Below are 26,652 nucleotides of genomic sequence, written 5' to 3' on the forward strand. Positions count from 1 at the left end.
GATACGGAGGCGCCCGGCAGGGTAACGTCGGAGGACGCCTCGCCGTTCCGGGGCATCTTTGCGATTGGGCGCCAGCGCGCACACCATCTGCACGATTGAAAGCAGGCGCCATAAGGCTTACGTCTCGGTGGATCGGATACGCCAATGGACACCGCCGCCATCTCATTCCGCCCGCCGGCCCCCAAGCCGCGCCAGAAGCCGCCGTCGACGCTGCAGATGATGCGGATCGTCTATCGAAACCCGCTCGAACTGTGGGGCGAGCCCTCCTATAACGAGCCGTGGATCTCGATCACCGGCGGTATCGGCGGGCCGCTCCTCATCGCCAACGACCCCGGCCTCATCCGGCATGTGCTCGTCGACAACGCCCGCAACTACAAGATGGCGCGCGTGCGCCAGAAGATATTGCGGCCGATCCTGCGCGACGGCCTCCTGACCGCCGAGGGCGAGGTCTGGAAACGTTCGCGCAAGGCCATGGCCCCGGTCTTCACGCCGCGCCACATCGCCGGTTTCGCCGCTCCCATGCTGCGCGAGGCCGAATCCTTCGCCGCCCGCTACGAAGCGTCGCTGGGCGGCACGGTCGACGTCTCCCGCGACATGACGATGCTCACCTTCGACATATTGGCCGAAACCCTGTTTTCCGGCGAGATCGCCGGCGAGCCGGACAGTTTCGCCTCCCAGGTCGACCGCCTGTTCGAGACCATGGGCAGGGTCGATCCGCTCGATCTTCTGGGCGCGCCGGACTGGCTGCCGCGCGTCACCCGCCTTCTGGGCCGCAACTCGCTGGCCTTCTTCCGCGATATCGTCTCCCGCACCATCGAAATGCGCGAGGAGAAGATGGCGCGCGGCGACGGCGTGCCGGAGGATTTCCTCACGCTTCTGCTGCGCGCCGAGGGACCGGACGGTCTTGCCCGCGCCGAGATCGAGGACAATATCATCACCTTCATCGGCGCCGGCCACGAGACGACCGCTCGTGCCCTTGGCTGGACCATCTATTGCCTCGCCATGCTGCCGGCCGAGCGCGAACGCATCGAGGCGGAGATCGATGCGGTGCTGGCCGCTGAGCCCGATCCGGTCAAATGGCTAGACGGAATGCCGCTCACGCGCGCCGCCTTCGAGGAGGCGATGCGGCTTTATCCGCCGGCCCCTTCGATCAATCGCGAGGCGATAGAAGATGACCGCTTCGCCGATCTCGACATTCCCAAGGGCACTCAGGTGCTGGTCATGCCCTGGACGGTCCATCGCCATCGCAAGCTGTGGGACGACCCGGAAGCCTATCGCCCCTCCCGCTTTCATCCCGAAAACCGCGAGGCGATCGACCGCTTCCAGTACCTGCCCTTCGGCGCCGGCCCGCGCATCTGCATCGGCGCGACCTTCGCCATGCAGGAGGCCGTCATCGCGCTCGCCGTCCTGATGTCGCGCTACCGCTTCGACGTCACGCCGGAGACGAAACCCTGGCCCGTGCAGAAGCTGACAACCCAACCCCAGGGTGGCCTGCCGATGAAGGTGTCGCGCCGCAGCCTTGACGCTAAACCATAGCGAATACGCGCGCTGGCCCGCCGGAACCACCCTTGACCTTGGGCGCGCCGACCACCAGCGTCGCGCCCGCCGCCGGCAGCGCTTCCAGATTGGCGATGCATTCAAGGCCCCACCGGCCCGACGGCAGCCACTCGTAATGCACGGCGAAATCGGGCGAGGGGCCATGGTCCAGCGAAAGTGTGTCGACGGCGATGCCCTTGGTGCTCGTCTCTTCCATCAGCATCTGCGCCGCCTCGATGTGGAAGCCGGGGAAATGCATGGTCTTCCCGTCCTCTCCCACATTGCGGAACTTGTCGGTCGTCACATGCTCGCCCCAGCCCGACAGCATGGCCACGCACGCCCCTTCCGGCATGTCGCCATTGGCCTCGATCCAGGCCCGGATGTCGTCGGGCGTCACCTGCGCGTCGGCATCGGTGGAAGCCTTCTCCCTGATGTCGATGACCGCCAGCGGGCAGACCAGGTCGCCGACCGGAATCTCGTCCACCGACGTCCCGTCTGCGGAAAAGTGCAGCGGTGCATCCATATGCGTGCCGGTATGCTCGTTAAGCCGCCACTCATTGATGTTGAACTTGTGCTCCGCATAGTTGAACAGCGGTTTGACGAAGAACTGCTGGTCGCCGAAATAGGTGGGAAAATCCTCGGTCAGCGTATGGGTCATGTCCTCCACCTTCGTCGGCATCGCCTTCTGCGCGAACAGGGCCTGCGGGGCAGAAATCGTCGCGGCCGCCGCCGCACCCGCGACCGCGCTGCGGCGGAAAAAGTCGCGGCGGTTCAACATGCGCGACTTAACGCTCTCGGTTACGCAATGATGGCACATCGTCTTGTTCCCTCTGGTGTTTATGGAGGAAAGCAAGAATGCGCCCGCCGCCGGCCGCCTGCAAGGGGGCGGTGGGCGGGTCAATTATCCGCGGCGTAAATGTTCTCCACATGCACCGGCCAGCGCCGGGGCAGGATCGCCACGAGATCGTAGCGGATCGACAGGCGCGCCCTGTCCGGCTGGCGCGCCAGCCACAGATCCGCCGCCGCGTCGATACGCCGTTGCGCGTAATGTCCGACGGCATCCATCGCCTGTTCGAGGCTCGGCCGCGCCTTCACCTCGACGATGGCGACGAGCGCGCCGCGCCGCGCGATCAGGTCGATTTCGCCAACCCTCGTGCGATAGCGGCGGGCGACGATGCGATAGCCCTTCAGCATCAATGCCAATGCGGCCAGCCACTCGCCGCGATGCCCCCGGCGGTAGGCCTTGAGGCGCTTGCGCCCGCCGTCAGCCGCCACGGCCTTCACCCTTGAGCGCAAGCAGGCGCTGGTAGAGGTTCGACTTCTTCTCCCCGGTCATGCGCGCGGCCTCGCCCGCCGCCTTCGCCGCCGGCATTTCGCGCGACAGCGAGATCAGGAGCCGGTCCACCGTCGCCGCGTCTGTCGGCTGCGCCTCGGCCGGCGGCCCGATGCAGACCACCACCTCGCCCTTCGGCGCGCCGGCTTCGGCATAATGCGCGGCGAGCGCGGCAAGCCCGTCCCGGCGCACTTCCTCGAAAGCCTTCGTCATTTCCCGCGCCACCGCCGCCGGCCGGTCGCCCAGCATCTTGGTCATCGCCGCAAGGCTGGATGCCAGCCGGCGCGGGGATTCGAAAAAGACCAGCGTCGCCGGCACGCCCGAAAGCTCCTGCAGCCGGCTTTCCCGCTGCCCGGCCTTGACCGGAAGAAACCCGCCGAACATGAACGCGTCGGTCGGCAGGCCCGATGCCGTCAGCGCGGCAAGCACGGCCGATGGTCCCGGAATGGGCATCACCTTCAGCCCCGCGTCCTGAACCCGCTCCACCAGCCTGAAGCCCGGATCGGAGATCAGCGGCGTTCCCGCGTCGCTGGCCAGCGCCACGCTCCCGCCTGCCTCGATGGCGGCAAGCAGCCGCGGCCCGGCTTCTGCGGCGTTGTGCTCGTGATAGGCCGCCGTCCGGCGGCTGATGCCATAGCGGTCCAGAAGCACGCGTGTGACCCGCGTGTCCTCGCAGGCCACGATATCGGCGCCCGCCAGCACCTGCAGCGCCCGCAGCGTGATATCCGAAAGATTGCCGATCGGGGTGGCGACCAGATAGAGCGCCGGCTCCAGCGGCGGCGCGGCGACCTCCACGCCGGCGACCACATAATGCCGTCGATCTGCCGCTTTCCTCTCGCTCACGCCCGCCAATCTTCCACCGCAAAATTCATGGATTCACACCGCCTTCTTTGACACGCGTTCACCGGGGTTGCAAATTCACCGGCTATAGCGGCGGACGGGGCTTGGCGAGGAACATGACACAGACGAACACCATTCGCGCCGCCCTCGGGCGGGCCTTTGGCATTTTCACGCTGGTCGCCGGCCTTGCCGCCTGCACCCAGCAGCAGGTGGGCCGCGGGCTGCCCACCGTGGCGCCTCTTCCCGACGCGCCCGCCGTCGCCCAGCCGAGCGGCGAGGTCTTCGGCAATGGCGATATCCGCGTGGCCTTGCTTCTGCCCCTGAGTGCGGGCGAGAGAGGCGGGGCCGTTGCCGCCGAAATCCGCAACGCCGCCCTCCTGGCGCTGGAGGATCACGGTTCCTCCTCGATCCAGCTTGTCGTCAAGGATACCGCCGGCACGCCCGAAGGCGCCACCCTGGCGGCGTCCAGCGCGGCGGGGGAGGGCGCGGCCCTCGTCCTCGGCCCGCTCTTTGCCGCCAATGTGCGCGCTGCCGCCGAAGTGCTGCGCCCGCGCGGCACGACCATGATCGCCTTCTCCTCGGACAGCAGCGTCGCCGCTCCCGGCGTCTTCCTGAATTCCCATCAGCCCGAGGGCCTCGTCGACCGCGTCATTTCCTTTGCCGCCTCGCAAGGAGTGTCGAGGGTCGTCGCGATCGTGCCCAACGATGCCGGTGGCGCACTGGCCGAAAGCCAGGCGCGCCAGACCTTGCAGCGCACCGGCGGCAGCCTTGCCGCTGTCGCCCGCTACGATCACGACACCGCCTCCGTGCTCACCGCCGCGCAGGAGGTCGCCCTTGCCGTCCAGGACGCCGACGCCGTCCTCCTGCCGGACGGCGGCAACGCGCCCGCGGCGATCGCCGCCTCGCTTTCGGAGATGGGGGTCGACCTGTCGGGCAAGCGGCTTCTGGGCACCGGCCAGTGGGCCAGCGCCGATCTGTCGAGCCCGGCGCTTCAAGGCGGCTGGTATGCGGATGTGGAGCACGAGCGCATGAACCGCTTCAAGGAGCGCTACCGGGCCCGGTACGGCGCCGAGCCCAGCCTGACCGCGGCGCTCGGCTACGACACCGTCACGCTCGCCGTCGCCCTCGGCCAGCGTGGCGGCGCCGGGACCTTCGCCCCGGCCAATCTCACCCGCGCCTCCGGCTATGCCGGCTATGGCGGCATCTTCCGCTTCCGCCCCGACGGCACGGCTGAAAGAGGCTACGCGGTATACGAGGTAAGGGAGGGCCAGCCCGTCCTTATCAGCCCCGCCCCCGCCAGCCTGGCGGGGGAGAGCTAGCATGGTCGGCCGGGATGGACAAACGGTCGGGCACTGCGCTTTTTCCAGAGATGATGACGGTGGCCGCGCTTGATTCAGCCTGAACTCATCAAGCGATAGGCGTCGCCTACCGCGCCAGATCCGCCACCACCGCGTCCAGCACGACCATTCCCGCCGGCGTCGCGCGCAGGCCGGAATTGCCGACGGGCTCGACCAGCCCTTCATCGCGCAGCGCGGAAATGCGCCGGGGCTCCAGCGGCCGCCCGGCGAGCTTTTCGAAACGGACGAGGTCGATGCCCTCCACCAGCCGCAGGCCCATCAGCAGGAATTCGTCGGCTTCCTCCACCCGCGACAAGGTCTCGCCGCCGGTCACGCCCTGGCCCTTGCGCTCCACGAGGTCGAGCCAGGTTTCCGGCACGCGTTCGGTGAAGGTCACGATCCGCTGTCCGTTTTCGATGAAGCGGCCATGCGCGCCGGGGCCGACGCCGACATATTCGCCATAGCGCCAGTAGATGAGGTTGTGCCTGCTTTCCGCGCCGGGTTTCGCATGGTTGGAGATCTCGTATGCCGGCAGTCCCTGCGCCGCCGTCACCGCCTGGGTCGCTTCGTAAAGCTGCGCCGCCTGCTCGACGTCCGGCACGCTCAGCTTGCCGGCCGCCCGCAGCGCGAAGAACGGCGTCCCCTGCTCGATGGTGAGCTGATAGAGCGACAGATGGTCGGCGGCGTACGAGATCGCCCGCTCTAGTTCTTGGCTCCAGTCCTCCACCGTCTGGCCGGGCCGCGCATAGATCAGGTCGAAGGAGAGTCGGGGAAAGTTGGCGCGCGCCAGCTCTATGGCGTGCAGCGCCTCGCTCACGTCGTGCAGCCGTCCCAGGAAGCGCAGATCCTTGTCGTTGAGCGCCTGAACACCCAGCGAGACCCGGTTGACGCCGGCCATGCGGTAGCCGCGAAATCGGTCAGCCTCCACCGAGGAGGGGTTGGCCTCGAGCGTGATTTCGACGTTCTGCGGCACCGTCCATTCCGCAGCGATGGCGTCCAGAATGCCGCCGACCGTTCCCGGATCCATCAGCGATGGCGTTCCGCCGCCCAGGAAGATGCTCGTCACCTCGCGCGGCCCGGTCCGCTGGCGCATCGTCGCCAGTTCGCGCGCAAAGGCCGCGCCGAAGCGCACTTGGTCCACCGGCTGATGGCGCACGTGGCTGTTGAAGTCGCAATAGGGGCACTTGGTCGCGCAGAACGGCCAGTGCACATAGATGCCGAAACCGGGGTCCCGGTCGAGAATTTCCGTCATGGCCTTGCCAGTCTTGCCTCGGCGAACAGCTTGAACGCGCGGGCGCGGTGGGAAAGGGCGGTTTCCTCGCCCGGCTTCCAGCCGTGCTTCTGGTCGGCGCTCATCTCGCCGAATGTGGTGGAATAACCCTCCGGCTGAAACACCGGATCGTAGCCGAAGCCCAGTTCGCCCCTCGGCGGCCAGACGAGATGGCCTTCCACCTCGCCGCGGTAATATTCGGTCTCGCCGTCGGGCAGGCAAAGGCAAAGCACCGCGACGAAACGCGCCCGGCGCTCCTGCGGGGTCTCCGCGCCTTTTTCCCGCAACAGCCTTTCCACCTTCTCCATGGCAACGCCGAAATCGCGGCTGCCGTCCGGCAGGGTCGCCCAGTCGGCGGTATAGACGCCCGGCGCGCCGTCGAGCGCATCGGCGCACATGCCCGAATCGTCGGCCAGCGCCGGCATGCCGGTCGCCTTGGCGGCCGCCAGCGCCTTGATATGGGCGTTCTCCTCGAACGACGTTCCCGTCTCCTCGGGCTCGGCCAGTCCCAGTTCGGCGGCCGAGCGCACCTCGAAGCCGAAGGGCTGCAGCAGCCCGGCAAACTCCTTCAGCTTGCCCTTGTTGTGGCTTGCAAGAACAAACTTCCGGTCCTTAATTTCTCTCACGAAAAACCCCAGATGCGTGGTTCGGCGAATTCCAGCGAATTGCCGAACGGGTCGCGAAAATAGATGGAGCGCCCGCCTGCCGGCCACTCGAAATCCGCCTCTATGCCGATCCCCGCCGCTTCGAGCCGGCCCCGCCATTGCTCGATTTCGGCGGCATCGGCCGCAAAGCACAAATGTCCTTCGCCGACCGCGCCATGCGGCGGCACCGGCAGCTTGGCCTCGGGCGGCGGCGGCACCTTGGTCGCCTCGGGATCGAACAGCAGCACCAAGGCCTCACCGCAACGGAAGAAGACATGCCTGCCCTCCACCCTGGCGATGCGCTCCAGCCCGAGCACCTGGCCATAGAAGCGCTCGGCCTCATTGAGGTCGCTCACATAAAGCGCGGCTTCGAGTATGGCTTTGGGCTTCATCGGCTCCTGTCCTACGAGACGGCCATCTTCTGCAGATCCACCAGTCGCTGCACGCCCTGCTTCGCCAGCGACAGCAGCGCGCTGAATTCTTCCTCCGAAAAGGGCGCGCCCTCGGCCGTGCCCTGGATTTCGACGATGCCGCCCATGCCAGTCATCACGAAATTGGCGTCGGTCTCGGCGGCCGAATCCTCGGCATAGTCGAGATCCAGTACCGGCGTACCATCACAAATACCGCAGGAAATGGCGGCAACATGGTCCTTCAGCACTTTTTCGATGGAAATCATCTGCCGGGCCTGCATCCAGCTCAGGCAGTCGTGCAGCGCGACGAACCCGCCGGTGATCGCCGCCGTGCGCGTGCCGCCATCGGCTTGGATCACGTCGCAATCGACGGTGATCTGCAGTTCGCCGAGCGCCTGCAGGTCCACGACCGAGCGCAGCGAGCGCCCGATCAGCCGCTGGATTTCCAGCGTGCGCCCGCCCTGCTTGCCGGACGCGGCCTCGCGCCGCATGCGGTCTCCGGTCGAGCGCGGCAGCATGCCGTATTCGGCCGTCACCCAGCCCTTGCCCGTATTGCGCAGCCAGCCCGGCACCTTCTCTTCCAGGCTGGCCGTGCACAGCACATGCGTGTCGCCGAATTTGACGAGGCAGGAGCCTTCGGCATGTTTGGATATGCCGCGCTCGAAGCTGACGGCGCGCATCTCGTCCGCCTGCCGTTTGGATGGTCGCATGGTTCGGGCATCTCCTGAGTGGATTGGTCGAGGGTTGATCGTGGCTGGGCTTGTAACTTTCCGTCTCCCCCGACGCAAAGGAAAACCGCGCCATCCCGCCTGTTTGAGGGCAATGGGCAGACAGGACGATCTGCAAGGGCCGTCGGGTTCACCCGATTGCCCTGAGCGCAGTTGTGATGTGAGCGGCAACGCTTATATTCGCAGGTCAGGAGTTCCTGACCCATGACCAAGCCCGTGACCGATCCGAACCTTCAGTCTCTCGACGCCCGTTCGCGCGACATCTTTCGGCTGATCGTCGAGACTTATCTGCATGATGGAGAGCCGCTCGGCTCGCGCAATCTGTCGCGCATGCTGCCGAAACAGCTCTCCCCCGCCACCATTCGCAACGTGATGAGCGATCTGGAGCATCTGGGGCTAATCTATGCGCCGCATGTTTCGGCGGGGCGGCTGCCCACCCAGCAGGGCCTGCGCTTCTTCGTCGACGCCTTCATGGAGATTGGCGACCTCTCCGAGGAGGAACGCCAGGTGATCGAGGCGCAGATAAAGGCGGCCGGCAAGAGCCAGTCGCTCGAACATATGCTGACCGAGGCGAGCCAGATGCTGTCGGGCCTGTCGCGCGGCGCCGGCCTCGTGTTGGCCACCAAGAGCGAGGCGGCGCTCAAGCATATCGAGTTCATCCAGCTCGAGCCGCGCAAGGCGCTGGCCGTTCTCGTCTCGCAGAATGGCGATGTGGAAAACCGGGTGCTGGACCTGCCGGCCGGCGTCACCGCCTCTCAGCTCGTCGAGGCGTCGAACTTCCTCAATGCCCATATCAGGGGCCGGACCCTTGCGGAGGCAAAGGCCGAGATGGCGCGGTTGAAGGAAGAAACGCGCGCCGCCCTTGATTCGCTGTCCCAATCCCTGGTCGAGCAGGGGCTGGCGGTCTGGGCCGGGGCAGGCAGCGACGCCCCCGCCAGGCTCATCGTGCGCGGCCGGGCGAACCTGCTTGAAAACGTCACCGCCCAGGCCGACATCGAGCTCCTTCGCCATCTGTTCCAGGATCTGGAGACCAAGGAGGCGCTCGTCCAGCTTCTGGAGCTCGCCGAGGATGGTCCCGGGGTGCGCATTTTCATCGGCTCTGAGAACAAGCTCTTCTCGCTGTCGGGCTCATCGCTCGTGGTGGCGCCCTACAGGGATCAGGATTCGCGCATCGTCGGCGCGCTCGGCATCATCGGCCCGACCCGGCTCAACTATGCCCGCATCGTGCCGATGGTGGATTATACGGCCCAGCTGGTCGGCCGCCTGTTGCGATAAACCGGCTGCGGCACGGAGAGGGAAACATGTTCGGTCTGATTGGAAAGATGCGGGCCCAGCCCGGGCAAAGGGATGCGCTCATCGCCATCCTGCTTGAATCCACGGGCGGCATGCCCGGCTGCCTCAGCTACGTCGTGGCGCGGGACGAAGGGGAGGAGGACGCCATCTGGATCACCGAGGTCTGGGACGGCGAGGACAGCCACAAGGCCTCCCTCTCCTTGCCGCAGGTGCAGGCGGCGATCGCCCGGGCGCGGCCGCTCATCGCCGGCTTCGATAGTCGGATCCGCACCGTGCCGGCGGGCGGCGCCGGCCTTGCCGGGTAAGGCCGCAGGTTTAGGGCCGGCGGGTGAGGCCATGCGCACGCACCCCTTGATTTTCCAGCCGCAAAGCTCGATATCCGGCCCGACTTTGGATTTGAAAAAGACGGACAGGCAATGAACACCCATCGCAAGGACGACGACGCGTTCAACAATACCGAGGCGGAGAACGAAGAGGTCCCGACCGAGAACGTGGAAGCCGAGGGCGAAGGCGTTTCGGAGGAAGATGTTCTTCTGCGTCTGGCCAGGGAGAACGAGGAACTGAAGGAGCAGGCGCTGCGGCTGGCCGCGGAGATGGATAATCTGCGCAAGCGTACGCAGCGCGACGTCGCCGATGCGCGTGCCTACGGCGTCGCCAATTTCGCCCGCGACATGCTGCAGGTCTCCGACAACCTTCAGCGTGCCCTGGAGGCGGTGCCGGCCGAATCGCGGGAGAATGCGGATTCCGGACTCAAGGCGCTGGTCGAAGGCGTCGAGATGACCGAACGCGCCATGCTATCGACGCTGGAGCGCCACGGCGTCAAGCGCATCGATCCCAAGGGCGAGAAGTTCGACCCGAATTTCCACCAGGCCATGTTCGAGGTTCCCAATCCGGACGTGCCGGTCAACACCGTCGTTCAGGTCGTGCAGACGGGCTACGTCATCGGCGAGCGCGTCCTGCGCCCGGCCATGGTCGGCGTGGCCAAGGGCGGCCCCAGGGAAGGCGCCGCGTCGAAGGACGCGCAGGCGGCTGAAACGGACGAGCGGTCGGGCGGATCGGGCTGAAAATGTTATGGGCGGCGGTAGGGCTTGCATGGGCGTGTCCCGCCTCGCCTTTCCTTTCCCGCCCGATAGGCTGTCGCGCGAGGGCGATTCCAGGAAGGTGGAGCCGGTTCTCCGTCCGCAATTGCGGAAGACCCAATAGTTGGATCAGCCCGGCGTTCTGTGAGACGCTGAACTGACCTGGCGGCCGAGTAGCCGCGCGGAGCCGCCGATGAACCCCTTGCTGATTCTCGACTATGCGGGCGTGGCCGTCTTTGCGGCCACCGGCGCGCTGGCGGCCTCGCGCAAGCAGCTGGACATCATCGGTTTTCTGTTCTTCGCCGGTGTCACCGGCACGGGCGGCGGCACGCTGCGTGACCTGGTGTTGGGCCTGCCGGTCTTCTGGGTGGTCAATCCCACCTATGTCGCGGTCTGCGCCGTCGTCGGCGGCCTTGTCTATTTCACCGCCCATCTGGTCGAATCGCGCTACCGTCTTCTGCTCTGGCTGGATGCGGTGGGCCTTTCGGCCTACGGTGTCCTGGGCGCCGCCGTCGGGCTTGCGGCATCGGGCTCGCCCATCGTGGCGCTGGTCACGGGCGTATTGACCGCCACTTTCGGCGGCATCATCCGCGATCTCCTGGCGGGAGAGCCCTCGGTCCTGCTCCGGCCCGAAATCTATGTGAGCGCGGCGCTCACCGGCGCCGCCGTTTTCACCGGGGCCGATCTTGCCGGCCTCACGCTCGCTCCGGCCTCGCTGATGGCCTTCGCCGCCGCCTTCCTGGTGCGCGGCGGCGCCTTGCGCTTCGGCTGGACGGTGCCGCGCTACAAGCCGCGTCCTGGCCGCCGGCCGGAAGACATTCCCTGAGCGGGTATCCGGCCTACAGCAGGCCCGCCTGCTGGGCAGCTTCCTTGAGCGAGAACTGCAGGCGCGGTCCCACCTGCTTGATGACCTGGGCAGCGGCGAACGAGCCGAGATTGCCGCAATCGGCGAGGCTGCGGCCATTCGTATAGCCGAACAGGAAGCCCGCCGCGTAAAGGTCGCCCGCGCCCGTCGTGTCCACGACCTGCTCCACTGGCACGACATCCACCCGCGCCGTTTCCTCGCCCCGCACCACCAGCGAGCCCTTTTCCGACATGGTGATGGCCGCGACCGAGCAATCCTGGCGGATGGCCTCGACCGCGTCGTTGAAGGAGGAAGTCTGGTAGAGCGCCAGCAGCTCGTGCTGGTTGGCGAAAACGATGTCGACCCGGCCAGACCGCATCAGCTCCAGGAACTCGTCGCGATAGCGGTCGACGCAGAACGGATCGGACAGCGACATCGCCATTTCCCCGCCGGCGGCATGGGTGATGTCGGCGGTCTGGCGGATCGCCTCCTTGGCGCGCGGCGGATCCCACAGATAGCCCTCGAAATAGCTGACCTTGGCGCCCTGCGCCTTTCCTTCCTCGACATCCTCGGGGCCCAGCTCCACGCAGGCGCCCAGATAGGTGTTCATGGACCGCTCGCCGTCCGGCGTCACGAAGATCATCGAACGCGCGGTCGGCGGATGACCTTCCAGCGGCCGCGTGTCGAAGGCAACGCCCTGGGCGCGGATGTCATGCGTATAGATTTCGCCGAGTTGGTCGTTGCAGACCTTGCCGAAGAATGCCGCCTTGCCGCCCAGGCTTGCGACGCCCGCGGCCGTGTTGCCCGCGCTGCCGCCCGAGGTTTCGATCGCCGGCCCCATGCGCTGGTAGAGCAGCGTCGAGCGCTCGACGTCGATCAGGTTCATCGCACCCCGGATGATGCCGTTCTCCGTCAGGAAGGCCTCGTCGCATCGCGCGATGATGTCCACGATCGCATTGCCGACGCACAGCACGTCAAATTTGCTCATAAAGGTCTCCGGAAAGCGATGGTCTATATGGGCGGGAACGGGTTTAAGCCGATGTAGAACATCGCCGGCAAATATGGAAGGCGCGCTTCGCCGCAACCATTGCGCTGGCGCCGCCGCCCACCTATGTCGCTGATGACACCGGACAAGAAGGGCGAACGCCAAGATGATCCTCGACGCCGCGCGCGCCGCCGCAAGCCAGCTCTTCACGCGCCCCTTCCGCGGCGCGTTCTTGAAGTCGCTCGGGCTTACCCTTCTGGTTCTCGCGGGTCTGTGGTTCGGCCTGCGGGAGCTTTTCGAGTTCTACCTGCTGCCGCTCCTCAACGTCTTCATGCCGGACCTGCCGGGCTGGGCCGGCTGGCTGGGTCTCGTCGGCGCGCTTTTCGCCGGCATCGGCCTGGCGCTCGGCCTTGCCCTTCTGATTGCGCCCATCACCGCCATCATCGCCGGCCTGTTCCTCGACGATGTGGCCGAGGCCGTCGAAACGACCAGCTACCCCGACGACCCGCCTGGCAGCCCGGTGCCGCTCGTGCCCGCCATCGTCATGTCGATCAAGTTTCTGGGAGTGGTGATCCTGGGCAATCTGCTGGCGCTGCTGCTTCTGCTCGTGCCCGGCGTCAACATGATCGCATTCTTCATCGTCAACGGCTATCTGCTCGGCCGCGAATTCTTCGAGTTCGCCGCCATGCGCTACCGTCCGGAAGCCGAAGCCAAGGCTCTGCGTCGCCGCCACGGCTCGACCGTCTTTCTGGCCGGCCTGGTCATCGCGGCCTTCCTGGCGGTGCCGTTTCTCAATCTTCTGACGCCGCTCTTCGCCGCAGCCATGATGGTGCATCTGCACAAGATGGTCTCGGCTCAGACACCGGCCCTTCAGCCGGCGAAGCGCTCGGCCTCGGCGCCGTAATAGCTGATATAGCGGTCGGAAATCTGCTCCACCGGCAGCACCACCAGCACATCGGTGGTGCCGAATTCGCGGTCGATCACGCAGCCGTCGGCGAATTTCGCCCCAAGGCGCAGATAGCCCTTGATGAGCGGCGGCATGGCGAACAGCGCCTGCCTGGCCACGATCGCCTCCTCCGGCATGAGGTCCATCGGCATGTAGCGTGCCGGATTGGCCCGAACCTGCCAGCTTCCTTCCGCCGCGCAGAAATGATGGAGGAAGGACAGCGCCTCGGCGTGCATCGCCGGCACGGTGCCGGGAAAGGAGGCGCAGCCTGTCATGACGTCGATCTTCTTGCGCCGGCAATAAGCCCAGATGCCCTGCCACAACAGCTCGATGGTGCGCTTGGAACGGTAAGGCGGCAACACGCAGGAGCGGCCGAGTTCCAGGAAACGGCGGCCGGGATGGCGCGCAACCAGCGCCTTCAGCTCGAATTCGTCCTCGGAGTAGAAGCCGCCCGCGGCGGCCGCCTCCTCCTGCGGCAACAGGCGGTAGGTGCCGACGATCCTGTCCTGCTCGGCGCCCGGCAGCGAACTGTCGATGACCAGGAGATGATCGCATATGGCGTCGAAGCGGTCCGCATCACGCTCTTCCAGGGCGCCTGCCGCCGGCGGACGCGCACCCATTTCCTGGTAGAACACCTTGTAGCGGATGGATTGCGCGGCCGCGATTTCCTGCTTGCTGCGCGCCAGACGCACCAGCAGCGGCCCGATACGGCCCAGCACGGCCTCGCCGGAAAGATTGCCGGCTAGCTGACTGGCCGGCGGCAATGCGGCCGCTCCCTCGTGGTAGGCGTTTTCTTCCAGCGTCACTGGCTGCACGACTGATTCTCCACGTTTCCAAGGCGTCACATAGAGGTAAGCTGCGACAGAACAATGACAGGAAGATGGTCGGCTTACCACCGGGCCGGCGGCTCGCAGCGGTCAGGCCGCCAGGTTGAGCTCGATAGCCGCAAGCAGCTTGTCGGGGTCGATCGGCTTTGTGACGAAGCCGCTTGCCCCATGGGCGAGCACGCCATGCCGTGTCTTTTCCTGGCCGTCTGCGGTCAGCACTAAAATGGGCATGGCGGGCATGCCTGCCTCTTCTTCGTAGCGGCGCACGGCGGCGATGGCGTCCAGCCCGTCCATGATCGGCATGTGCAGATCCATCAGCACCAGGTCGAAGGCGCGGTCGGCATGGGTCAGCGCATCGACGGCGGCGCGGCCGTTCGAGACCACCTCGACGGCATATCCGGCCTTTGTCAGCGTGACGCGCGCCAGCATGGCGTTGATCTCGTTGTCCTCGGCCACCAGGACGCGCTGTTCGCGGCCGGGTCCGTGCAGCGCCAGCCGGAATGCGCCCTCGCTGTCGGAATGCGTGCCCGCCTCGGCCTCCTGCTGCGCGTTGAGAAGCATCCGCAGCAACGTCCTCGTGCGCGCCGGCCGGGCCAGGAACCCGGAATATCCATGGGCGCGGAAGGTGCCCAGCCTGCCGCGGTCCGTCGGCGCGATCAGCGTCAGCGCCTGGGCGCTATGGGCGCCGGCGCGGCGCAGCCCCGCCAGCGCATCGCCATTGTCGGTCTCCAGGGAGGCATCGATCAGGATCGCGTCGCACGCCGCCTCTCCGTTCTTCAGTGCTGCTTTCGCGGTGGGCACGTCCGGCAGCACTCTGGTCCGCCCGCCATAGGCCTGCACGCTTTGCGACAGCGCGTCGGCCTCGACCAGGTGCGGCGTCACGATAAGGACCTCCCATCCCGCCAGCGCCGGCCCGTCGTCGGATGGCATCTCCTCGAGCTCCTCCAGCGGCAGACGGACGGTGAAGACGGCGCCCTCGCCGGGCGCGCTCTCGACCGAGATGGTGCCCCGCATCGCCTCCACCAGCCGCCGCGAGATCGCCAGCCCCAGTCCGGCCCCGCCATGCTTGCGGGTCGAGCTGGTATCGGCCTGCTCGAACTCCTCGAAAATGCGCTGCAGCGCATCCTTCTGAAGTCCCGGCCCGGTATCCTCCACCGTGAAGGAGAGCGCCGGCCCGTTCTCGTTCCTGTCGAGCGACACCACGACGAGCACGCCGCCGACCTCGGTGAACTTGATGGCGTTGCCCAGAAGGTTGAGCAGAATCTGGCGAAGCCGGCCCGGATCGGCCATCACCATCTCCGGCACGTCGGGCGCCACATGGCATCCAAGGCCGATATTCTTGGCGAAGGCACGCGAGGCCATGAGCTCGACGATATTCTCCACGAGCTCGCGCACGCTCACCCGTTGCGGCTCGATCTCCAGCTTGCCCGCCTCGATCTTGGAATAGTCCAGCAGGTCTTCGATGATGGCCAGAAGCGCGCTCGCCGACGTCGAGATCGCGCCCACATAGGTGCGCTGCTCGGCAGAAAGGCGCGTGTCGGCAAGCAGCGTCGCCATGCCCATGATGCCGTTCATCGGCGTGCGGATCTCGTGGCTGACGGTCGCCAGGAAGCGGGACTTGGCGTGGCTTGCCATCTCCGCCCGCTCGCGCGCGTTCACCAGGGCCGTCTCCGCCCGCTTGCGTCCGGTGATGTCGCGGGCGATGGCCCAGTGCGAGACGTTGCCGCTGTTGCGGTCGCGCAGGGACAGTTCGGTCCACGCGAACCAGCGCAACCCGCTCTTGGCGTAGATCGCCACATCCGTCGAGCTGATGCGCTCGCCTTCCGGGAAGGCCTGTTCCGGCACGACGCTGACATCGATGCCGAGCTGGCTCAACGTCTTGCCGAAAAGGCCGCTCGTATCGGTCCCCATCAGATCGCCGAGCACGCTGTTGGCGTAGAGAATGCGCCCGTCGCGGTCGCGGTGCACCACGAGGTCGCCCAGCGCCTCTAGCAGGCCGTAGAAGCGCTGCTCGCTTTCCTGCATCTCCCACATGCGGTCGGCGAGCATTTCGAGCCGCTGCACCTTGTCTGCGTCGGCGGGCAGCGGGGCAGGTGCCGCAGTCTCCTTGCGTCGGGTGAAAAAAGCCGCGCCTCCCGCGGTCAGCCCGATGGCCAGCAGGATGAGCGTCACCAGCACTGCCGCCCCCGTGAGATGGGAGAGGCCGGCGGTAAGGAGCACGCAAAGGGAGAGTGCCAGTTCGCGGCTGTGTGGCTGCGTGCGGCGCCGCGGCCGGCGCTCCTTCAGGCTGGACCGGATATCTTTCAGCGCCTCTGTGATCGTCGGATGCATCATGGCGCATAATGAAGCACGCCGACGCTTTCAGAAGCTTTCGACCGATCCGTCGCATTTTAACGGTTTCGGTGAGAAAGCCTTACATTTCAACGACCAGGCGCCCGCGCACGCGGCCCGCCACGATGTCCTCCGCCGCCTCCACCACCTGGCTGAAGGGAATGGTCGAGGCAAGCGCCGCCATCTTGCTCCGGTCCAGGTCCCGCGCCAGCCGTCCCCAGGCCTCGAGCCGCAGGCTCTTCGGCGCCATGACCGAATCGATGCCCAGCAGCGAAACCCCGCGCAGAATGAAGGGCGCGACGCTCGCCGGCAGGTCCATCCCCTGCGCAAGCCCGCAGGCGGCCACCGCGCCGCCGTAGGATGTCATCGACAGCACATTGGCCAGCGTATGGCTGCCGACGGCGTCGACGCCCCCAGCCCAGCGTTCCTTTCCAAGTGGCCTGGCCGGGGCCGAAAGCTCCTCGCGGCCGATGATCTCGGCCGCGCCCAGTTCCCTCAGGTAGGAAGCTTCGCTCTGTCTTCCGGTCGAGGCAACCACCTCGTATCCCAGGTTGGCAAGCAGCGAGACCGCCACCGAGCCGACCCCGCCGGCAGCTCCCGTCACCACCACCCGGCCTCGGTCGGGCACGATGCCGTGGCGCTCCAGCGCCATCACGCAGAGCATGGCCGTATAGCCGGCGGTGCCGATCGCCATGGCGTCGGCGGGACTCATCTCCGCGGGCAGCGGCACCAGCCAGTCGCCGCTCACCCTGGCGCGGCCGGCATAGGCGCCGTAATGCGTTTCTCCGACGCCCCAGCCGTTGAGGATGACCCGATCGCCTTCCTTCCATTGCGGATGGCTGGAGCGCGTCACCGTGCCGGCGAGGTCGACGCCGGGGATCATCGGAAACCGCCGCACGACGGGCGCCTTTCCGGTGATGGCCAGCCCGTCCTTGTAGTTGACGGTCGTCGCCTCCACGGCGACCGTCACGTCGCCCTCCATCAGGTCGTCCTCGCTCAGTTCCACGAAGTCGACCGACTGCCCGTGCTCCTCCGATCGCGTGATGAGAACGGCCCTGAATGTTTCGGCCATGGAAACCTCCCTGCAAGCGCACTGTTGAGCTTCAGTCCGCGAATGTGCTTGGCCGGGGCGGCAAGGTCAATCGCGGGCCGGCGCGCGCCGCCAGGCGAGCACTTCGTCGAGGATGACCAGTCCCGCGCCGATGGTGATGAACACGTCCGCCAGGTTGAAGATCGCGAACGACCAGACCGGCGTGTGGAAATAAATATAGTCCACCACATAGCCCAGCGTGCCGCGGTCGACGAGATTGCCCAGCGCGCCGCCGACGATAAGCGCGAAACCCAGCCGCGAATAGAGCTGCGCGCTCTCGGTCTTGAACGCCAGCACCACCACGACGACGAGGATGACGAGCACCAGCAGGCTCAGCCATGGCCCCTCGACGCCGGAGAGCATGGAAAAGGCGACCCCGGTGTTGCGGGAATGGTAGAGCGCCAGGAAGGGCAGGATGTCGACAGGCTCGTGCAGCGGCAGCGAGGCCTCCACCAGCCTCTTGACGATCTGGTCGATGATCAGCGCGGCGAGGACGATGCCGGCATAGGGCGCGATCGGGCGCAGTTTCATGCACTGTTCTCCAGCGGCAGCATGCCGCGGCGGATTTCATAGAGCATCACGCCCGTCGCCACCGCGAGGTTGAGGGAATCGGCCCGCCCCGCCTGCGGAATGCGCACCAGCCGGTCGCAGCACGCGGCCAGTTCCTCCGGCAGGCCCTGCTGCTCGTTGCCCATGAGCAGGACGACCGGCCCCTGCGCGTAGTCCACCGTCCGGTAGTCGACCGAGCCCTTCAGATGGGTCCCCGCCACCAGCCCGTCGAAGCGGGCGCGCCAGCCGAGAAATTCCTGCGGGGCCGCGCGCGAAAGCGGCACGGAAAACAGCGAGCCCATCGTGGCCCGCACGGTTTCGATGGAAAAGGGGTCGGTGCAGTCGCCGATGAGGATGACGCCGTTGGCGCCCACCGCATCCACGGTGCGGATGATGGTGCCCAGATTTCCCGGGTCGCGCACCCGGTCGAGGGCCACCCACACATCGCCGCCGGCCGGCCTTACATCCTTCAGCGCGCGGTACCGCTGCTCAAAGATGCCGACCACCATCTGCGGGTTGTCGCGCCTCGTGACGGCGGACAGCACCTTCTCGCTCACCTCGAGCACCAGCCCGCCCGCGGCCACCGTGCGCGCGGCGGCCGTTTCCACGGCCTTGTTGCCGCGCCCCGCCTTGGCATAGACCAGGGTGCGGATCGTCCAGCCCGTGTCGAGCGCGTCGATCACCAGTTTCAGCCCTTCGGCCATGAAGAGGTGCTCGCGGTCGCGGAACTTCTTCATCGCAAGCGCGCGGATGTCCTTGATGATCGGGTTGGTCAGGCTGGTGATTTCCTTCACCTGCCCCGGGGCGCGAAGCTCCCGCCGGCTTTCGCTCATACCGCCACCCATCGCGAAAACAGCGATGTCGACAACGCCCTTCCGGCGGCCTTCTCGCGGATGATCAATTCGCCCGATTCGACCCCCCCGCCCATGCCGGTGAACTCGTCCCGCACCAGCGCATGGATCGCGAAGAAGGAGGCGCGGATGGAATAGGCCGTCAGCACCATCGCCAGCGGTCTCGGCGACAGGATTTCGCGGCAGGTTTCCACCAGCGCCGGCAGGTGCTCGAAAAGCTGCCACACCTCGCCTTTCGGCCCGCGGCCATAGGCGGGGGGGTCGAGCAGGATGATGTCGTAGCCATTGCCGCGCCTGGATTCGCGCTCGGCGAATTTCATCGCGTCCTCGCAGATCCAGCGTATGGGCCGGTCGCTGAGCCCGGCCATCTCCTGGTTCTCGCGCGCCCAGGTGATCGCCTTCTTGGAGGCGTCCACATGCGTCACCTGCGCGCCCGCGCGTGCCGCGACCAGCGAGGCAAGCCCCGTATAGCCGAACAGGTTCAGAACCTTCACCGGCCGCCGCGCGCCCACGATCAGGCTTTCCATATGCCCCCAGTGCGAAGCCTGTTCGGGAAAGACGCCGACATGCCGGAACGAGGTGAAGCGGCCCTGATAGCTTATGCCGTCGTGGCGCATCGGCCATGTTTCGCCGAGCGGCGTGCCCGGAAAACGCCAGCGCCCCATGCCCTCCTCGTCCGTGTCTCCGGTAAAGACGGCGTCGGCTTTCTCCCATTCCGCCTCGGGCAGCGCCGGCAGCCAGAGCGCCTGCCCCTCCGGCCGCACGATCCGGTAGGGGCCGTACTGCTCCAGCTTGCGCCCGGCGCCCGAATCGATCAGCGCATAGTCCTCATTGGGCAGGACCTCGAGGATCAGCGGCAGCTTCTCCTCGGGCAGCGGCCCCTGCCTGCGGCGCTTTTCGCCGGGCCGGGCCGCGGGCGCCGGGGTGGCGCCGCTCTCCGCTTCCTGCCGCCTGTCGCCGGCACGCTTGCCGCGTTGCGGTCGATGCTTGGCATGCACGGGCTTCAAGAGGGGCTCCAGGTTCGGAAGATTGTCTTCGCCGCTTCTGCCACAGCGAAATGGGGCGCGCAACGTATCCTGCCGGCGCGTTCCCCATCCTCCCTGTGCCGGTCTCCCGGTACAGCTATTGGTGCGCCAGGCGGATGAGGGGCCGCGCGGCATCGTGCCGGGTGACGTCCCGGCTTCTTGCCGGGGGGGGCGATTTCAGCCGCTGTGCCGCGTCAGCGCCGTCCCGGCCGTGCTTCGCGGTTCGTTGGCGTTTTCCGCCTTGCGCAGGCGATCGACCTCATGGCTGCGCTGGCGCGCGATGCGCCGGTAGCGGCCTTGCCGGAACCAGGTGGCCACGCTGCCGATGATCATGCCGAGCGCCAGGGCGGCGAACAGGAACACGAACAGCGGCATCTGCGTGGTCAGCGCCGGATTGCCGGGATTGAAGGGGTCCAGCGTGAACGGGACGAGCGCGCGGTTGGCCACCGCCAGCGCAATGATGATGACCGCCAGCGGCACAAGCACGATGATTGTCACGATGCGACTGAGCATTCCACGCTCCCACGATGCTGCCGAAAGGACGCTCGGCGTTTAGCCTTCCGAATTCAGCCGCTCGCGCAGTTCCTTGCCGGTCTTGAAGAACGGCACCCATTTTTCCTCGACGCTGACCGATTCGCCGGTGCGCGGATTGCGCCCCGTGCGGGCCGGCCTGTTCTTGACCGAGAAAGCGCCAAAACCCCGCAGTTCCACTCGGTTGCCTTCGGCGAGCGCGTCCGTGATCTCGTCGAAGATCGCATTGACGATGTTTTCGACGTCTCGCAGAAACAGATGCGGGTTTCTGTTCGCTATGGTCTGCACAAGCTCAGACTTGATCATTGTTTCGTTCCGCCGCTTCGATTGCCGGGTTTTGCCTTGGTGGTTCCTCGCAGGTCCCGCTTATCTGCGTGATATTGCTCGTATTTTCAATCCGTCAGTCGTCATTTTTCAGGTTGCCAGACCGACAGCAGACCGTCAAGGAAGATGCGGTCCGTGCCCAGCGCGCGCATCAGGCCGCCTTGCGGGTCGAACCCCAGCGCGCCGGCCAGCCAGCGCGCCGCCATGCCCGGCAGCAGAAGCGAGGTGCGGCTGTCTTGCGCCTTCCATTCGACCACTTCGAGGTCGGCGTCGACACCCTTTTCCGCCAGCCACTGCCTGGCTTCGCGCTCGCCGCCCAATGCATCCACCAGCTTGCGCTCGGCAGCCTGCCGGCCGGTGAAAATGGAGCCGTCGGCCAGTCTCAGCGCCTCCTCGCGCGATAGCGGGCGGCGCTCGGCGACGAGATCCACGAACCAGTCGTAGCTGTCGAGGATCATGGCGCGGATCATCGCCCGCTCTTCTTCGGTCGTAGGCGTGAAGGGGTTGGGCTCGGCCTTGAGCCGGCTGGACTTGATCGCCACCAGCTTCACGCCCACCTTGTCCATGAGCTCGGTCACGTCGGGATATTGCATGAGCACGCCGATGGAGCCGACGATCGAGGATTGGCGCGCGACGATGTGATCTGCCGCGCTCGCCACCATATAGCCGGCCGAGGCGGCCAGGGTGCCGACCTGGGCCACCACCGGCTTTTCCTGCGCGAGCAGGCGGATCTCGTCAAAGATGGCTTCGCCGCCGGCGGTGGTTCCGCCCGGCGAATCGACCGTGATGATCACGCCCTTCGCCGCGTTGCTTTCGCGGATGCGCTTGATCCGGTCGAGCAGCTCGTCGTCTTCCAGGATGGTGCCTTCGATGCGCACCTGCGCAATGTGATTGCCGGCGGCGCCGAACTGATCGGCGAAAATCCAGCGCGCGGTGGAAAATAGCGCAACCGCTATCACCGCGAATGCCACCACCCGCCAAAAGGTCAGCTTGCGCCTGAGGCGGCGGCGGTCGATTAGGTCGTCGGCTCGGAGGGACATTGAGGCCTCGCTCGTTCGTGCTTCCTGCGTCAAGCGGCTTTGTAGCCTAAGGAGATGCTCCGGGCCACCGGGTTCCGCCGGTAAAAACCTTCCGTGGAGATCAATTTTTTCCAGCTAACCCCCTGACATTAACCCAAAAATAGCCATATTGCGATGTAACCGGATGAAACGGGCAAGCAGTCGGGGCGGGATGCCTTTAGGTGCCGCCTCTCTGCGGGAGCAACTGTATGAACGGCTCGAACATGTCGGCCCGGAAATCCAATGCGGTTTTCGGGCGATCCAATGCCTAGCGCAAGCCAGAACCAGCAAGCGGTGGAGGCCGACGGCGAACGGCGTGCCCGGGCGTTTCGGTCGTCCGAGCGTGGGGAGGAGGCTTTTGCTAAGGCTGAGCGCCACTCGCGCACCGTTCGCATGCTGAAGTTCGTGCTGCCGACATCCGCCGTCGTCGTGGCCGTGGCGTTCTTCGGCTATTCCATGCTTTCGTCCGGCGGAATGGCTTCCGTGGATCTGGGCTCGGCCTCCATCGAGGACGGCAAGCTGGTCATGTCCAATCCCTCGCTCGACGGCTTCACCGACGAGAACCTTCCCTACCATATGACCGCGACGCGCGCCCGCCAGCCGATCGGCAGCGAAACCGCTGCCATAGAGCTGGAGGGCATCGAGGCGACGGTGCCGATCGACAGCGGCAACAGCGCCAGCATCAGCGCCGAGGCCGGTACCTTCGACCGCCATGGCAACATGCTCCGTCTGGACACCGCCATCACCCTGGAAACCACGTCCGGCATCCGTGCCCGCCTGTCGTCGGCCGACATCGACATTGCCGCCGGCACGCTTTCCACAGGCGATCCTGTTGCGATAGAACTCAAGGGCATGAGCATAGAGGCCGACGCCTTCAGCGCGTCCGAGGGCGGAAAAAAGCTGGTCTTCGACCGCCGGGTACGTGTAACGCTGGACCCGGAAAGTATCAGGCGGGCGCAAGAGGAACCGCAGCGATGATGAACTCATTTCGGCTTTACGGGGCGGCCGTCGCAATTGCCCTGGTGAGCGGGTTCGCCGCTCATGCGCAGGGTTCGGGCGACCGCATGACCGGCCTTAAGCTCTCGGGCGACGAGCCGATCCAGATCGAAAGCGCACGCCTCGACGTCGACGAGAACGAGAGCGTCGGCGTCTTCTCCGGCAACGTCACCGTCGTTCAGGGCGACACCACCATGAAGTCCGGCCGCATGAGGGTCTACTATGCCGGCGACGCGGGTTCGGCCACCACCGGCAGCGCCAATATCGACCGTATCGAGGTCGATGGCGGCGTCTATGTGAAGTCGCAGTCCCAGGTCGCCACCGGCGACCGCGCCACATTCGACATGCAGACGCAGGTTCTCGTCATGTCGGGCGATGAGGTCGTGCTGTCGGAAGGCGAGAACGTCATCGTCGGCTGCAGGCTCACCGTGCAGATGAATTCGGGCCAGGCAAAGCTCGAGAGCTGCAAGGACGGCAAGTCGGCCGGCCGCGTAAAGATGCTGCTCACCCCCGGTTCGCAGGACAGGTGAGCGGCGGCCCGGTGACCTTTCTTTCCCGACTGAAAGCCTCCGGCCGCAAGGCCCCCGCCCAGCGCGCGCCGACGGCCGAGGAACTGGCGCGCTACAAGGGCACCCTGATCGCGCGCGGCCTCACCAAATCCTATAAGAGCCGGCAGGTCGTCTCCGGCGTGTCGCTCGGCGTGCGCGCCGGCGAGGCGGTCGGTCTTCTGGGCCCCAACGGCGCCGGCAAGACGACCTGCTTCTACATGGTCACCGGCCTCGTGCCCGTGGATCGCGGCACGATACAGATCGACGGCCACGACGTCACCTCCATGCCCATGTACCGCCGCGCCCGCCTCGGCATCGGCTATCTGCCGCAGGAAGCCTCGATCTTTCGCGGGCTGACCGTGGAAAGCAATATCCGCGCGATCCTCGAAGTGGTCGAGAAGAGCCGCAAGGAACGGGAAAAGACCCTCGACGCGCTGCTTGAGGAGTTCCACATCTCCCATTTGCGCAAGTCGCCCTCGGTCGCCCTGTCGGGCGGCGAGCGCCGCCGGCTGGAGATCGCCCGCGCGCTGGCCTCCAAGCCCAATTTCATGCTCCTCGACGAGCCCTTCGCCGGCATCGACCCGATCGCCGTCACCGATATCCAGCAGCTCGTGCGGCACCTCACCAGCCGCGGCATCGGCGTCCTGATCACCGATCACAATGTGCGCGAGACGCTGGGGCTGATCGACCGCGCCTACATCATCCATGCCGGCCAGGTGCTGACCCATGGCCGCCCGGAGGATATCGTCGGCAATGCCGATGTGCGCCGCCTGTATCTGGGCGAAGCCTTCACTATGTAGCCGTTGCGCGCGATATTAATCAAAATTGCGCTTTTACCGCCCGGAAGCGGCGCATTTCCTTGACAAGCAAATGTCAGGCCAGTTCATATTCACGCCTGCGCTGAAGGAATGCCGCCAAGGCATGCCTGCGCATGACCTGCAGTGAAGACGGAACATGGCGCTCACACCCAGGCTAAATCTGCGTCAGGCGCAATCGCTGGTCATGACGCCCCAATTGCTGCAGTCGATCCGGCTGCTTCAGCTCACCAGTGTCGAACTGGAGCGTTTCCTTGAGGAGGAGATCGAGCGCAATCCCCTTCTGGAGCGCGATGAGCGCGGCGCCGCCGATGGCGAAACCCTGCCAGAAGGGCTCCAGGACCTGGCCGCCCGCGACTGGGAGGAGGCCGCCCGCCCTTCTTCCGAAACCATCTCCGACCGCCTCGACAGTTCCCTCGAAAACCTGTTCCCGGACGATCCGGGCACGCACGAATCCATCGGACCGGACCTTTCCGCGCAATGGCGCTCGGCCGGCGGCAACGGGCTCGCCGTCTCCAGCGGCGAGGAATGGAGCCTGGAAAACGTCGCCGCCGCCCCGCTCACCCTGCGCGATCACGTGCGCGAGCAGATCGGCCTCGCTTTCGACGAGCCCTTCGAACGGCTGCTTGCCGCCGAACTATCCGAAGGTCTTGACGATGCCGGCTATTTTCAAGGCGATGCGGCCGAGATCGCCGAGCGTTTCGGCGTGGAGGAGGCGGCCGTCGCGCATGTGCTCGGCATCTGTCAGGGTTTTGAGCCGGCGGGCATCTTCGCCCGCGGCCTCGCCGAATGCCTGGCCCTCCAGCTCCGCGTCCGCGACCGGCTTGATCCGGCCATGCGGGCGCTGCTCGATCACCTGGAACTGCTGGCCCGCCGCGATTTCCAGGCGCTGAAGCGCATCTGCGGCGTCGATGAGGAAGACCTGGTCGACATGCTCGCCGAGATCCGGGCCCTCGATCCCAAGCCCGGCGCCGCGTTCACCAGCGGCGGCGCCGATGCGGTCGTGCCCGACGTCATCGTCCGCCCGGCGCCGGACGGCACCTGGGCGGTCGAACTCAACACCGATGCGCTGCCGCGCGTACTGGTCAACGAAACCTATTTCGCCACCGTCTCGGCCAATGCCAGCAAGCAGGAAAAGACGTTCCTGAGCGAGTGTTTCCAGAGCGCCAACTGGATCGCCCGCAGCCTGGACCAGCGCGCCCGCACCATCCTCAAGGTGGCTTCGGAGATCGTGCGCCAGCAGGATGCGTTCCTGGTCCACGGCGTGCGTCATTTGCGCCCGCTGAAGCTGCGCACCGTCGCCGAAGCCATTGGCATGCACGAATCGACCATCAGCCGCGTCGCCGCCAACAAATACATGATGACCCCGCGCGGCCTCTTCGAACTGCGCTATTTCTTCACCGCCGCCATCCAGTCGGCCGACGGCGGCGACGCCCATTCTTCCGAGGCCGTGCGGGACCGCATCCGCGGACTGGTCGACGCGGAGACCGCGGCAAAAGTTCTCTCGGACGATGCGATCGTGGATATCCTGCACGGGGAGGGCGTCGACATCGCCCGCCGCACGGTCGCCAAGTACAGGGAAGCCATGAACATTCCTTCCTCCGTGCAGCGCCGGCGCGAGAAAAGGGCGCTTGCCGGTGCCGTCTCATGAGGGCTCGCGCCGGCCGGGCTCGCCCCGTGAGATTCATTGACAAGCCGGTGGGAAGCCACTAGAAGCCCGCCCGCATGAGATAGCGGTTTCGGGCGGTGGCTTCGCGCTCTGCTCTCATGGTGCGGAAATCGGCAGGCCGGCTGGAATTACCGTTGCGAAACCTTGTTTGCGCAGGCCACAGGTATAAACTCTCAGACCCGAACATCCACTTGAGGGAAGGTCCTTTCTCACATGAGCCTCCGCATTTCTGGCAAGAACATGGACATCGGCGATGCGTTCCGCACCCGCATCGAAGGCAGGATAGGCGAGGCCGTCGACAAATATTTCGATGGCGGATTTGCCGGCCGCGTCACCGTTGAAAAGTCAGGATCCGGCTTCGCCGCCGACTGCTCTATTCACCTCGACACCGGCATGAGCCTGCAGGGTTCCGGCAAGGCCATGGAACCGCAGCTCGCCTTCGACGCCGCCGCCGAGCGTGTGGAAAAGCGCCTGCGCCGCTACAAGCGCCGGCTCAAGTCCCATGCAACCGGTGACGGCCAGGACCTGTCGGACATCGCCTACCGCGTCATGGCGCCGGTCGCCGACGAGGATGACGAGGTGCCCGAGGACTACGCCCCCACCGTGGTGGCCGAATCACGGATGGCCTTGAAGTCCATGTCGGTCGCCTCGGCGGTGATCGAGCTGGATACCAAGGACAGTCCCGTTTTCGTGTTCCGCAATGCCGGCAGCAACGAAGTGAACATCGTCTACCGCCGCGCGGACGGCAATATCGGCTGGATCGACCCGTCGGCTGTCGCCAACGGATGATATC

At 66.2% G+C, this 26,652-nt stretch carries 28 protein-coding genes and 1 pseudogene; 12 read left to right on the top strand and 17 right to left on the bottom strand.

What is annotated here, in order from left to right; genetic code table 11:
- The first annotated feature begins 144 nt into the window (after nt 1-144).
- Complete coding sequence (locus NTH_RS11805) at nt 145-1,536, top strand: cytochrome P450 (protein WP_338530194.1); 1,392 nt, start codon at nt 145-147, stop codon at nt 1,534-1,536.
- On the opposite strand, the gene NTH_RS11810 is transcribed toward NTH_RS11805, so the two are convergent.
- The 3 genes from NTH_RS11810 to rsmI form a co-directional block, all read right to left on the bottom strand.
- The gene (locus NTH_RS11810) at nt 1,526-2,353 is read right to left on the bottom strand and encodes a cyclase family protein (RefSeq protein ID WP_338530195.1); all 828 of its coding nucleotides are present in this window, start codon (nt 2,351-2,353) and stop codon (nt 1,526-1,528) included. The genes NTH_RS11805 and NTH_RS11810 overlap by 11 nt on opposite strands.
- An 80-nt stretch (nt 2,354-2,433) precedes the next feature.
- Nucleotides 2,434-2,811 (bottom strand): YraN family protein, encoded by a 378-nt coding sequence (locus tag NTH_RS11815; protein WP_338530196.1) that lies wholly within the window; start codon nt 2,809-2,811, stop codon nt 2,434-2,436.
- Nucleotides 2,801-3,712 carry a 16S rRNA (cytidine(1402)-2'-O)-methyltransferase gene (rsmI, locus tag NTH_RS11820; RefSeq protein WP_338530197.1) on the bottom strand — a complete coding sequence of 304 codons (912 nt, stop codon included), beginning with the start codon at nt 3,710-3,712 and terminating at the stop codon, nt 2,801-2,803. The genes NTH_RS11815 and rsmI overlap by 11 nt, the downstream gene beginning before the upstream one ends.
- Before the next feature lie 113 nt (nt 3,713-3,825).
- On the opposite strand from rsmI, the gene NTH_RS11825 reads away from it, so the two are divergent.
- Entirely contained in the window at nt 3,826-5,028 is a 1,203-nt protein-coding gene (locus tag NTH_RS11825; protein ID WP_338530198.1) for a penicillin-binding protein activator, read from the top strand.
- A gap of 106 nt (nt 5,029-5,134) precedes the next feature.
- Here NTH_RS11825 and hemW read toward each other — a convergent pair whose 3' ends face one another.
- From hemW to rph, 4 genes are read right to left on the bottom strand one after another with little or no spacing between them, the layout of a single operon-like run.
- A complete protein-coding gene (gene hemW / locus NTH_RS11830; protein ID WP_338530199.1) occupies nt 5,135-6,298 on the bottom strand; it encodes a radical SAM family heme chaperone HemW in 1,164 nt (387 codons plus the stop codon).
- Nucleotides 6,295-6,942, bottom strand: a complete 648-nt coding sequence (gene rdgB / locus NTH_RS11835; protein ID WP_338530200.1) for an RdgB/HAM1 family non-canonical purine NTP pyrophosphatase — start codon at nt 6,940-6,942, stop codon at nt 6,295-6,297. Before rdgB ends, hemW begins: the two co-directional genes overlap by 4 nt.
- The gene (locus NTH_RS11840; RefSeq protein WP_338530201.1) at nt 6,939-7,352 is read right to left on the bottom strand and encodes a VOC family protein; all 414 of its coding nucleotides are present in this window, start codon (nt 7,350-7,352) and stop codon (nt 6,939-6,941) included. The genes rdgB and NTH_RS11840 overlap by 4 nt, the downstream gene beginning before the upstream one ends.
- A gap of 11 nt (nt 7,353-7,363) precedes the next feature.
- On the bottom strand, nt 7,364-8,080 hold the full coding sequence (gene rph / locus NTH_RS11845; protein WP_338530202.1) for a ribonuclease PH: 717 nt from the start codon (nt 8,078-8,080) through the stop codon (nt 7,364-7,366).
- Between the two features lie 222 nt (nt 8,081-8,302).
- On the opposite strand from rph, the gene hrcA reads away from it, so the two are divergent.
- The 4 genes from hrcA (at nt 8,303) to NTH_RS11865 (ending at nt 11,296) form a co-directional block, all read left to right on the top strand.
- Nucleotides 8,303-9,373: a heat-inducible transcriptional repressor HrcA gene (gene hrcA, locus NTH_RS11850; RefSeq protein ID WP_338530203.1), complete on the top strand. Its 1,071-nt coding sequence runs from the start codon at nt 8,303-8,305 to the stop codon at nt 9,371-9,373.
- Between the two features lie 26 nt (nt 9,374-9,399).
- Entirely contained in the window at nt 9,400-9,696 is a 297-nt protein-coding gene (locus NTH_RS11855) for a putative quinol monooxygenase (protein WP_338530204.1), read from the top strand.
- Nucleotides 9,697-9,807: 111 nt separating this feature from the next.
- Nucleotides 9,808-10,455, top strand: a complete 648-nt coding sequence (grpE, locus tag NTH_RS11860; RefSeq protein ID WP_338530205.1) for a nucleotide exchange factor GrpE — start codon at nt 9,808-9,810, stop codon at nt 10,453-10,455.
- A gap of 208 nt (nt 10,456-10,663) precedes the next feature.
- Nucleotides 10,664-11,296 (top strand): trimeric intracellular cation channel family protein, encoded by a 633-nt coding sequence (locus NTH_RS11865; RefSeq protein WP_338530206.1) that lies wholly within the window; start codon nt 10,664-10,666, stop codon nt 11,294-11,296.
- A gap of 13 nt (nt 11,297-11,309) precedes the next feature.
- On the opposite strand, the gene NTH_RS11870 is transcribed toward NTH_RS11865, so the two are convergent.
- Nucleotides 11,310-12,302 (bottom strand): adenosine kinase, encoded by a 993-nt coding sequence (locus NTH_RS11870; protein WP_338530207.1) that lies wholly within the window; start codon nt 12,300-12,302, stop codon nt 11,310-11,312.
- A gap of 163 nt (nt 12,303-12,465) precedes the next feature.
- Here NTH_RS11870 and NTH_RS11875 point away from each other — a divergent pair, with 163 nt between their 5' ends.
- Entirely contained in the window at nt 12,466-13,203 is a 738-nt protein-coding gene (locus NTH_RS11875) for a sulfate transporter family protein (RefSeq protein ID WP_338530208.1), read from the top strand.
- Here NTH_RS11875 and NTH_RS11880 read toward each other — a convergent pair.
- The 9 genes and pseudogenes from NTH_RS11880 to sppA form a co-directional block, all read right to left on the bottom strand.
- Nucleotides 13,170-14,009, bottom strand: coding sequence for a GNAT family N-acetyltransferase (locus NTH_RS11880; protein WP_338531887.1), 840 nt, complete (start codon nt 14,007-14,009; stop codon nt 13,170-13,172). The genes NTH_RS11875 and NTH_RS11880 overlap by 34 nt on opposite strands.
- A 153-nt stretch (nt 14,010-14,162) precedes the next feature.
- A complete protein-coding gene (locus NTH_RS11885; RefSeq protein WP_338530209.1) occupies nt 14,163-16,403 on the bottom strand; it encodes an ATP-binding protein in 2,241 nt (746 codons plus the stop codon).
- 82 nt (nt 16,404-16,485) lie between these two features.
- Nucleotides 16,486-17,475: an MDR family oxidoreductase gene (locus NTH_RS11890; protein WP_338530210.1), complete on the bottom strand. Its 990-nt coding sequence runs from the start codon at nt 17,473-17,475 to the stop codon at nt 16,486-16,488.
- A 66-nt stretch (nt 17,476-17,541) separates the two neighbouring features.
- Nucleotides 17,542-18,024, bottom strand: a complete 483-nt coding sequence (gene lspA, locus NTH_RS11895) for a signal peptidase II (protein ID WP_338530211.1) — start codon at nt 18,022-18,024, stop codon at nt 17,542-17,544.
- A complete protein-coding gene (locus NTH_RS11900) occupies nt 18,021-18,875 on the bottom strand; it encodes a TrmH family RNA methyltransferase (RefSeq protein WP_338530212.1) in 855 nt (284 codons plus the stop codon). Before NTH_RS11900 ends, lspA begins: the two co-directional genes overlap by 4 nt.
- Entirely contained in the window at nt 18,872-19,900 is a 1,029-nt protein-coding gene (locus NTH_RS11905; protein ID WP_338530213.1) for a class I SAM-dependent methyltransferase, read from the bottom strand. The genes NTH_RS11900 and NTH_RS11905 overlap by 4 nt, the downstream gene beginning before the upstream one ends.
- Nucleotides 19,901-20,095: 195 nt before the next feature.
- Nucleotides 20,096-20,431 carry a LapA family protein gene (locus NTH_RS11910; protein ID WP_338530214.1) on the bottom strand — a complete coding sequence of 112 codons (336 nt, stop codon included), beginning with the start codon at nt 20,429-20,431 and terminating at the stop codon, nt 20,096-20,098.
- A gap of 39 nt (nt 20,432-20,470) precedes the next feature.
- Nucleotides 20,471-20,758, bottom strand: a pseudogene (locus NTH_RS11915) (integration host factor subunit beta); the annotation flags it as partial.
- A gap of 98 nt (nt 20,759-20,856) precedes the next feature.
- Nucleotides 20,857-21,813, bottom strand: coding sequence for a signal peptide peptidase SppA (gene sppA / locus NTH_RS11920; RefSeq protein ID WP_338530215.1), 957 nt, complete (start codon nt 21,811-21,813; stop codon nt 20,857-20,859).
- A 282-nt stretch (nt 21,814-22,095) separates the two neighbouring features.
- Between sppA and NTH_RS11925 the strand changes: the two genes are divergently transcribed.
- From NTH_RS11925 to hpf, 5 genes are all read left to right on the top strand, one after another.
- Nucleotides 22,096-22,809, top strand: coding sequence for an LPS export ABC transporter periplasmic protein LptC (locus NTH_RS11925; protein WP_338530216.1), 714 nt, complete (start codon nt 22,096-22,098; stop codon nt 22,807-22,809).
- Nucleotides 22,806-23,357 carry an LptA/OstA family protein gene (locus tag NTH_RS11930; protein ID WP_338530217.1) on the top strand — a complete coding sequence of 184 codons (552 nt, stop codon included), beginning with the start codon at nt 22,806-22,808 and terminating at the stop codon, nt 23,355-23,357. Before NTH_RS11925 ends, NTH_RS11930 begins: the two co-directional genes overlap by 4 nt.
- A gap of 11 nt (nt 23,358-23,368) precedes the next feature.
- Nucleotides 23,369-24,175, top strand: a complete 807-nt coding sequence (gene lptB, locus NTH_RS11935; protein WP_422392390.1) for an LPS export ABC transporter ATP-binding protein — start codon at nt 23,369-23,371, stop codon at nt 24,173-24,175.
- Between the two features lie 154 nt (nt 24,176-24,329).
- Nucleotides 24,330-25,841: an RNA polymerase factor sigma-54 gene (rpoN, locus tag NTH_RS11940; protein WP_338530218.1), complete on the top strand. Its 1,512-nt coding sequence runs from the start codon at nt 24,330-24,332 to the stop codon at nt 25,839-25,841.
- A gap of 231 nt (nt 25,842-26,072) precedes the next feature.
- Entirely contained in the window at nt 26,073-26,648 is a 576-nt protein-coding gene (hpf, locus tag NTH_RS11945) for a ribosome hibernation-promoting factor, HPF/YfiA family (protein ID WP_338530219.1), read from the top strand.
- The last annotated feature ends 4 nt before the right edge of the window (nt 26,649-26,652 follow it).

The sequence above is a fragment of the Nitratireductor thuwali genome (genome assembly GCF_036621415.1).
Taxonomy (GTDB): domain Bacteria; phylum Pseudomonadota; class Alphaproteobacteria; order Rhizobiales; family Rhizobiaceae; genus Chelativorans; species Chelativorans thuwali.

What these genes read in the sequence shown, in the direction of transcription:
- NTH_RS11805 (WP_338530194.1), top strand. Translation starts at nt 145, where the DNA reads ATGGACACCGCCGCCATCTCATTCCGCCCGCCGGCCCCCAAGCCGCGC.
- NTH_RS11810 (WP_338530195.1), bottom strand. Translation starts at nt 2,353, where the DNA reads ATGTGCCATCATTGCGTAACCGAGAGCGTTAAGTCGCGCATGTTGAAC.
- NTH_RS11825 (WP_338530198.1), top strand. Translation starts at nt 3,826, where the DNA reads ATGACACAGACGAACACCATTCGCGCCGCCCTCGGGCGGGCCTTTGGC.
- hemW (WP_338530199.1), bottom strand. Translation starts at nt 6,298, where the DNA reads ATGACGGAAATTCTCGACCGGGACCCCGGTTTCGGCATCTATGTGCAC.
- NTH_RS11840 (WP_338530201.1), bottom strand. Translation starts at nt 7,352, where the DNA reads ATGAAGCCCAAAGCCATACTCGAAGCCGCGCTTTATGTGAGCGACCTC.
- rph (WP_338530202.1), bottom strand. Translation starts at nt 8,080, where the DNA reads ATGCGACCATCCAAACGGCAGGCGGACGAGATGCGCGCCGTCAGCTTC.
- hrcA (WP_338530203.1), top strand. Translation starts at nt 8,303, where the DNA reads ATGACCAAGCCCGTGACCGATCCGAACCTTCAGTCTCTCGACGCCCGT.
- NTH_RS11855 (WP_338530204.1), top strand. Translation starts at nt 9,400, where the DNA reads ATGTTCGGTCTGATTGGAAAGATGCGGGCCCAGCCCGGGCAAAGGGAT.
- grpE (WP_338530205.1), top strand. Translation starts at nt 9,808, where the DNA reads ATGAACACCCATCGCAAGGACGACGACGCGTTCAACAATACCGAGGCG.
- NTH_RS11865 (WP_338530206.1), top strand. Translation starts at nt 10,664, where the DNA reads ATGAACCCCTTGCTGATTCTCGACTATGCGGGCGTGGCCGTCTTTGCG.
- NTH_RS11870 (WP_338530207.1), bottom strand. Translation starts at nt 12,302, where the DNA reads ATGAGCAAATTTGACGTGCTGTGCGTCGGCAATGCGATCGTGGACATC.
- NTH_RS11875 (WP_338530208.1), top strand. Translation starts at nt 12,466, where the DNA reads ATGATCCTCGACGCCGCGCGCGCCGCCGCAAGCCAGCTCTTCACGCGC.
- NTH_RS11885 (WP_338530209.1), bottom strand. Translation starts at nt 16,403, where the DNA reads ATGCATCCGACGATCACAGAGGCGCTGAAAGATATCCGGTCCAGCCTG.
- NTH_RS11890 (WP_338530210.1), bottom strand. Translation starts at nt 17,475, where the DNA reads ATGGCCGAAACATTCAGGGCCGTTCTCATCACGCGATCGGAGGAGCAC.
- lspA (WP_338530211.1), bottom strand. Translation starts at nt 18,024, where the DNA reads ATGAAACTGCGCCCGATCGCGCCCTATGCCGGCATCGTCCTCGCCGCG.
- NTH_RS11900 (WP_338530212.1), bottom strand. Translation starts at nt 18,875, where the DNA reads ATGAGCGAAAGCCGGCGGGAGCTTCGCGCCCCGGGGCAGGTGAAGGAA.
- NTH_RS11910 (WP_338530214.1), bottom strand. Translation starts at nt 20,431, where the DNA reads ATGCTCAGTCGCATCGTGACAATCATCGTGCTTGTGCCGCTGGCGGTC.
- sppA (WP_338530215.1), bottom strand. Translation starts at nt 21,813, where the DNA reads ATGTCCCTCCGAGCCGACGACCTAATCGACCGCCGCCGCCTCAGGCGC.
- NTH_RS11925 (WP_338530216.1), top strand. Translation starts at nt 22,096, where the DNA reads ATGCCTAGCGCAAGCCAGAACCAGCAAGCGGTGGAGGCCGACGGCGAA.
- NTH_RS11930 (WP_338530217.1), top strand. Translation starts at nt 22,806, where the DNA reads ATGATGAACTCATTTCGGCTTTACGGGGCGGCCGTCGCAATTGCCCTG.
- rpoN (WP_338530218.1), top strand. Translation starts at nt 24,330, where the DNA reads ATGGCGCTCACACCCAGGCTAAATCTGCGTCAGGCGCAATCGCTGGTC.
- hpf (WP_338530219.1), top strand. Translation starts at nt 26,073, where the DNA reads ATGAGCCTCCGCATTTCTGGCAAGAACATGGACATCGGCGATGCGTTC.